Genomic DNA, 5,429 nt, shown 5'->3' with positions numbered 1-5,429 from the left:
GGGGTTTGGGGAAGGGGAGGGGCCCCTTTTTCAAAAGGGGCCCCTCCCCTTCCCCAATCTTCAAATCCTTTCCTCCCCAACTACGCAAGCGCAACCAGATCGTAGTCGCGGCACTCGACGATGTCGGCATCAACGAGCGCGCCGGGCTCGACGCCGGGGCCGCTGATGTAAACCATACCGTCGATTTCGGGAGCTTGAAACCACGCCCGCCCGGTGTGCAGGCCGGGCCACTCCGGATGGGGCGCATCCACGAGGATAGGCAGGCGGTCGCCTTCAAACCGGGAAAGCCACTCAGCGCTGATGTCGGCCTGCGCTTCCATGAGCAAATCGCGGCGCCATTCCTTCACGCGGTCTTCGACCTGATCGGGCATGGCGGCGGCGGGCGTCCCTTCTTCGGCGCGATAGGCGAACACCCCGAGATGCTGGAAACGCACCTCTTCGATGAACTCGCGCAGATGTTCAAAATGCTCCTCCGTTTCACCGGGGAACCCGACCATGATGCTCGTGCGCAGGGCGGCTTCAGGGAATACGTTGCGGATGCGGTCAATGGCCTCGCGGGGGTTGCGCGCAAAGGGGCGGCCCATGCGGGACAGGACGTCCGGATGGGAATGCTGCACAGGGACGTCAAAGTACGGTACGAACGGCTTGCCCGCCTCGCGCAGATACTTGAGCATTTCATGCGTCATTCCGGCGGGGTAAAGATACATGAGGCGCAGGCGTTCGAGGCCCGGCAACGGCAGGAGGCCGTCGAGCAGAGTACGGAGATCCTGCTTGCCGTCGAGATCACACCCCCATTCCGTGAGATCCTGCGCCACGAGATTCAGTTCCTTGACCCCCTGATCCAGCAGGGCGCGGGCCTCGCGGACGATCATGTCCTTGCAGTGGGAGCGGTGCCCGCCCCGGATATTGGGGATGGCGCAGAACGAACAGGCATGGCGGCAGCCGTCGCTGATCTTGAGCCATGCGTAAGACGGCCCGGTGCTCAGGATACGGCCCGGAACCGTGGGTTCGGGAAGGCCGAGCTTGCGCGCGAGCATGGCGGGCCACGCCTCCAGATCGCTGTTGTCCAGCCAGAGATCCACTTCGGGCAGCTCAGGTGCCAGATCTTCCGCGTGGTAACGCCCCACGAGACACCCGGCGACCGCCAGCAACGGACGCTTGGGCAGCTCCTCGATGTCGGCGATGGCCTGCGCAATCGTCCGCACGGATTCCTCCGTGGCGGGCTGGATGAAGGCACAGGTATTGATGAAAACAAGCTCGGCCTCATCCGGCGACTCGACAGGAACCAGCGCCACCCCAAGGGAACCGAGAAGACGCTCAGTGTCCACCCGGTTCTTCGGGCAGCCGAGGCTTGTGGAATAACAACGCAGGGAAACGGACATGACGCACCTCATTCTAGGACAACGCTGCCGCACAGCAGCGGGATGTCGTATGGCTTCAAAAACAGGAAAACGCACTCATATAAAAGGGGAGGTTCCGACCTCAACCTTAATAAACGTTTTTCCCATTACCGGGAAAGAATCCCATGCCTCTTCTTATCATTCCCTTTGAGCGGGCGGCAATGGGATGTTTTTCTCTCAGCCGGAAGGCTCCAGCGCGGCTTCGCGTCAGGAAACGATTTGCGGGCGGGGCCGGACGAAGGAATATTCCACGGCAGGGTTCCCGCCCTTTCCCGAAAAGCAACGCCCAACCTGTTGACGGAGCATAGGATTGGCGGCAAACTGCGCGGCGCGAGAGTTCGCCGCACGACCCGTTGGTGGTACGCAATATAGCGGCAATGCGCAAGGAGCAGACCATGAGCGAACAGCCTCACGATACGGAACCCGTTACCATCGTCCTCGCCACACGCAACCAGGGCAAAGTCCGCGAACTGGCGGAGCCGCTGCGCGCCTTCGGCCTGCGCGTCGTCGGACTGGACGCCTTCCCCGATCTTCCCGAAGTGGAGGAAACGGGCACCACTTTTGAAGAAAACGCCCTGCTCAAGGCCCGCGAAGTTTCCAAGCGCACCGGCCTTGTCGCCATTGCCGACGATTCCGGGCTCGAAGTGGATGCCCTCAACGGCGCACCCGGCGTGTACTCCGCCCGCTACAGCGAGGACATGCCGGATCTGCCCGGCGCCACCAAGGACGAACGCAATACGATGAAGCTCCTTGCGGCCCTGTCGTCCGTGCGGCTGTGGAACCGTTCGGCGCGCTTCCGCACCGTCGTCGCCGTCTGTACGCCCGAAGGCGAAACCCTCATCGCCCCCGGCACCTGGGAAGGCAGCGTCGCCTGCTCCCCGCGCGGCAAAAACGGCTTCGGCTACGATCCCGTTTTCCTCGATCCCGAGCTGGGCCTCACCGCCGCCGAAATGTCCCCGGAAGAAAAAATGAGCCGCAGCCACAGGGCCAAGGCCCTGCGCGAGCTGCTGCGCCTCTGGCCCTCCTTCTGGGAAGGGTATCTCCGGAAGAGAGCTTGACTTTTCCGCGTCCGACTGTGACTTTGGGGCTGACAAAAACCCTACTTAAAGAGTATACTGATGCCCACGGGAAGGACGGCTTTTCAACGGAAACCGCCCTTGTATGGGTATTATGCCGCTATCCGACAGACAGGAGAACAGTTCATGGATCAAGCCACCCTCATGGATAAAATCAAGACCGGGACCACGCTCTGCAAGGCCATCATGCGCAACGGCTACGACGCCTATGCCATCAATGCGCCGCTGCAGGGCCTGATCTTCGAAAAAACCGGCGTATTCGACGTGGACATCGCCTGTGCCTGCGATACGGAAACCCTCTTCAAAATTTTCCCCAACGCCGTCCCCTACACTGAAGAAGGCGCTATGGCCATGCTTCAGGAAAACGGCGTCACCCTGCGTTTCTATAGTACGGATGTTGAGGACGCCTCCCATCCGGAAATGAGCCAGCTCCGCATCACGCCGCGCCTTGCGCGCCTCCTCGCCGAACTCCAGCTCAAGGGCCAGCTCAAAAGCTCCAACACCAACGACCCCGAAGCTAAGGAGTTCGAAGACTTCGACAAGGCCGGAAGCGTCAAGCTGGTCGGCCTGCCGAGCAAGACGCTCGCCAAGAACTACCTGCTCGCCATCCGTGCCCTGCGCTACGCGGCGAACTTCGATTTGCCCGTCAACCCGCACACGTGGGTGAGCATCATCCAGTCCGCCAACCGTATCCTCGACTACGTGCCCGCCCGCGAAATCATGGAAGAATGGCGCAAGGTCGCCGCCGAATCCATGTGGAAGTTCGTGCAGCTCCTCTTTGAAGCCCAGCTTCTGCACGGCCTCATGCCCGAAATCGCCGCCCTGTCCTGCATTAAGCAAGAGCGCAACGACGACGGGGACATCGAAAGCGTGTTTGACCACACCATCGAGTGCATGAAGCGCTACCCCGAAGAAGGGTTCAGCATGGACTGGTACGGCACCCTCGCCACCATGTTCCACGATGTGGGCAAGCTCTACACCGCCGAACACCTCAACGGCCGCTGGACATTCTACCAGCACCACCGCGTGGGCGCCGGCGTAACCCGCAAAATCCTGCGCCGCCTGCACTTCACGTCCGAGGACATTGACCTTATCTGCCATCTCGTGCGGCATCACATGATGTTCCACTTCATGCTGACGGACCGCGGCATCCGCCGTTTCAAGGCCCTGCCCGAAACCGAGCGCCTGATCGCCATGTGCCGCGCCGATATCGAGGCCCGCGACGGCAGCTACACCTACTTCAACCATAATTCCAAGTACCTCACCCGCGCCGAGACGGACGAGTTGTTGCTTGAACCGCTCCTCAACGGCAACGAAATCATGGAGTACACCAGCCTGCCTCCCGGACCCGCCGTGGGCACCATCCGCGAAGCCCTTCTCAAGGCGCAGGTCGCCGGAGAGGTCACCGACCGCGATTCCGCCATCGCTTTCGTCAAGAATTATGCGGCAAAGCTGAAGTAGTTCGATTCAGATTGATGATTGGTTGAGATTGGGGAGGGGGAGGAGAAACTTAAAGAAGGGGCCCCACGTTTCTCCTCCCCCTCCCCAAACCTGTCCACGCGGCTCGCGCCCTCCCCTCTCCACTTCAAAGGCTTTCGCGTTTATCGAATCCCTGTTGCCGACTTTCCCAAGATTCGAAAAAAGGATATGCGGCTTGAGGCGGAGTTCCCGCCCTATCCGGCACAGGCCGGAATGAGTACCGCTTTCGGCATACCGTCGGGGCGGCATAGCGATCCGGGCTGTTCCCGAGCTTTTTATTCACCTTATCCGCAGAGCAACGCAACGCGCATGATAGACATTCTGAATCTGACGTTCCCCGAGCTTGAACGCTTCATCGTGGAGGATCTCGGCCAGCCTAAATTCCGGGCCGCGCAAGTCTGGCAGTGGATCTGGCAAAAGCACGCTACCTCATTCGACGCCATGACCGACGTTTCCAAGCAGCTCCGCGCCAAACTTGCGGAAGTCGCGGAAATCGTGCTTCCCGAGATCGTGACGGTGCAGACCTCATCCGACGGCACGGAAAAACTGTTGCTTCGGCTGCGGGACGGCGCGTTGGTGGAGACGGTCATCCTCCCGAGCACGGGGCAGGACGGTTCCGTCCGGATCGCCCAGTGCGTGTCTTCGCAAATCGGCTGCGCGATGGGCTGCACGTTTTGCAGCACGGGCACGATGGGCTTTATCCGCAACATGACCGCCGGGGAAATCCTGAGCCAGGTTCTCGTGGCCCGTATGCGGCTCGGCGACAACCGCATCGACCACCCCATTATCCGCAACCTCGTCTTCATGGGCATGGGCGAGCCTCTGCTCAACCTGCGCGAAACCACCCGCGCCCTTGAGATGCTGAACCACGACAAGGGGATGGATTTCTCCCCCCGCCGCATTACCGTTTCGACCTGCGGCATCAAGGCGGGCCTGCGCGAACTCGGCGACAGCGGCCTCGCCTTCCTTGCCGTCTCGCTTCATGCGCCCAATCAGGATCTCCGCGCCAAGATCATGCCCAAAGCCGCGAACTGGCATCTCGACGATCTCATGGCGACGCTGGAAAGCTATCCGCTCAAGACGCGCGAGCACATCACCTTCGAGTATCTCCTGCTCGGCGGCGTGAACGATCAGCCCGAGCACGCCCGCGAGCTCGCCAAGCTCGTTTCCCGGGTCAAGGGCAAGCTCAACCTCATCGCCTACAACCCCTCGGAGACTCAGCTCTACAAGGCTCCCACCGAGGCGGACATCCTCGCGTTCGAAAAAATCCTCTGGTCCAAAGGCGTCACCGCCATCCTCCGCAAAAGCAAGGGGCAGGACATCAAAGCCGCCTGCGGCCAGCTGAAGAGTGATTGGGAGCGAGAAAAAGGGGATGAAGAGTAAGATTGGAGGGGGGAAGGGGAACCTTTCTGGAGAAAGGTACCCCTTCCCCCCTCCAAACCTCCCCCCTCCCTCCCCTCCACCCCGATAAAGG

At 61.0% G+C, this 5,429-nt stretch carries 4 protein-coding genes; 3 read left to right on the top strand and 1 reads right to left on the bottom strand.

All coding sequences use genetic code 11. From position 1 onward, the window contains the following. Positions 1-80 precede the first annotated feature (80 nt). A complete protein-coding gene (rimO, locus tag T370_RS0121170; RefSeq protein WP_029436928.1) occupies positions 81-1,382 on the bottom strand; it encodes a 30S ribosomal protein S12 methylthiotransferase RimO in 1,302 nt (433 codons plus the stop codon). 413 nt (positions 1,383-1,795) lie between these two features. On the opposite strand from rimO, the gene rdgB reads away from it, so the two are divergent. From rdgB to rlmN, 3 genes are all read left to right on the top strand, one after another. Further along, positions 1,796-2,458, top strand: a complete 663-nt coding sequence (gene rdgB, locus T370_RS0121165) for an RdgB/HAM1 family non-canonical purine NTP pyrophosphatase (protein ID WP_029436927.1) — start codon at positions 1,796-1,798, stop codon at positions 2,456-2,458. 144 nt (positions 2,459-2,602) lie between these two features. After that, a complete protein-coding gene (locus T370_RS0121160) occupies positions 2,603-3,937 on the top strand; it encodes an HD domain-containing protein (protein ID WP_005027902.1) in 1,335 nt (444 codons plus the stop codon). A gap of 327 nt (positions 3,938-4,264) precedes the next feature. Beyond that, a complete protein-coding gene (rlmN, locus tag T370_RS0121155; RefSeq protein ID WP_016360613.1) occupies positions 4,265-5,338 on the top strand; it encodes a dual-specificity RNA methyltransferase RlmN in 1,074 nt (357 codons plus the stop codon). The last annotated feature ends 91 nt before the right edge of the window (positions 5,339-5,429 follow it).

The sequence above is a fragment of the Bilophila wadsworthia ATCC 49260 genome, assembly GCF_000701705.1.
GTDB lineage: Bacteria > Desulfobacterota > Desulfovibrionia > Desulfovibrionales > Desulfovibrionaceae > Bilophila > Bilophila wadsworthia.
This window is presented reverse-complemented; position numbering and strand designations above follow the sequence as displayed.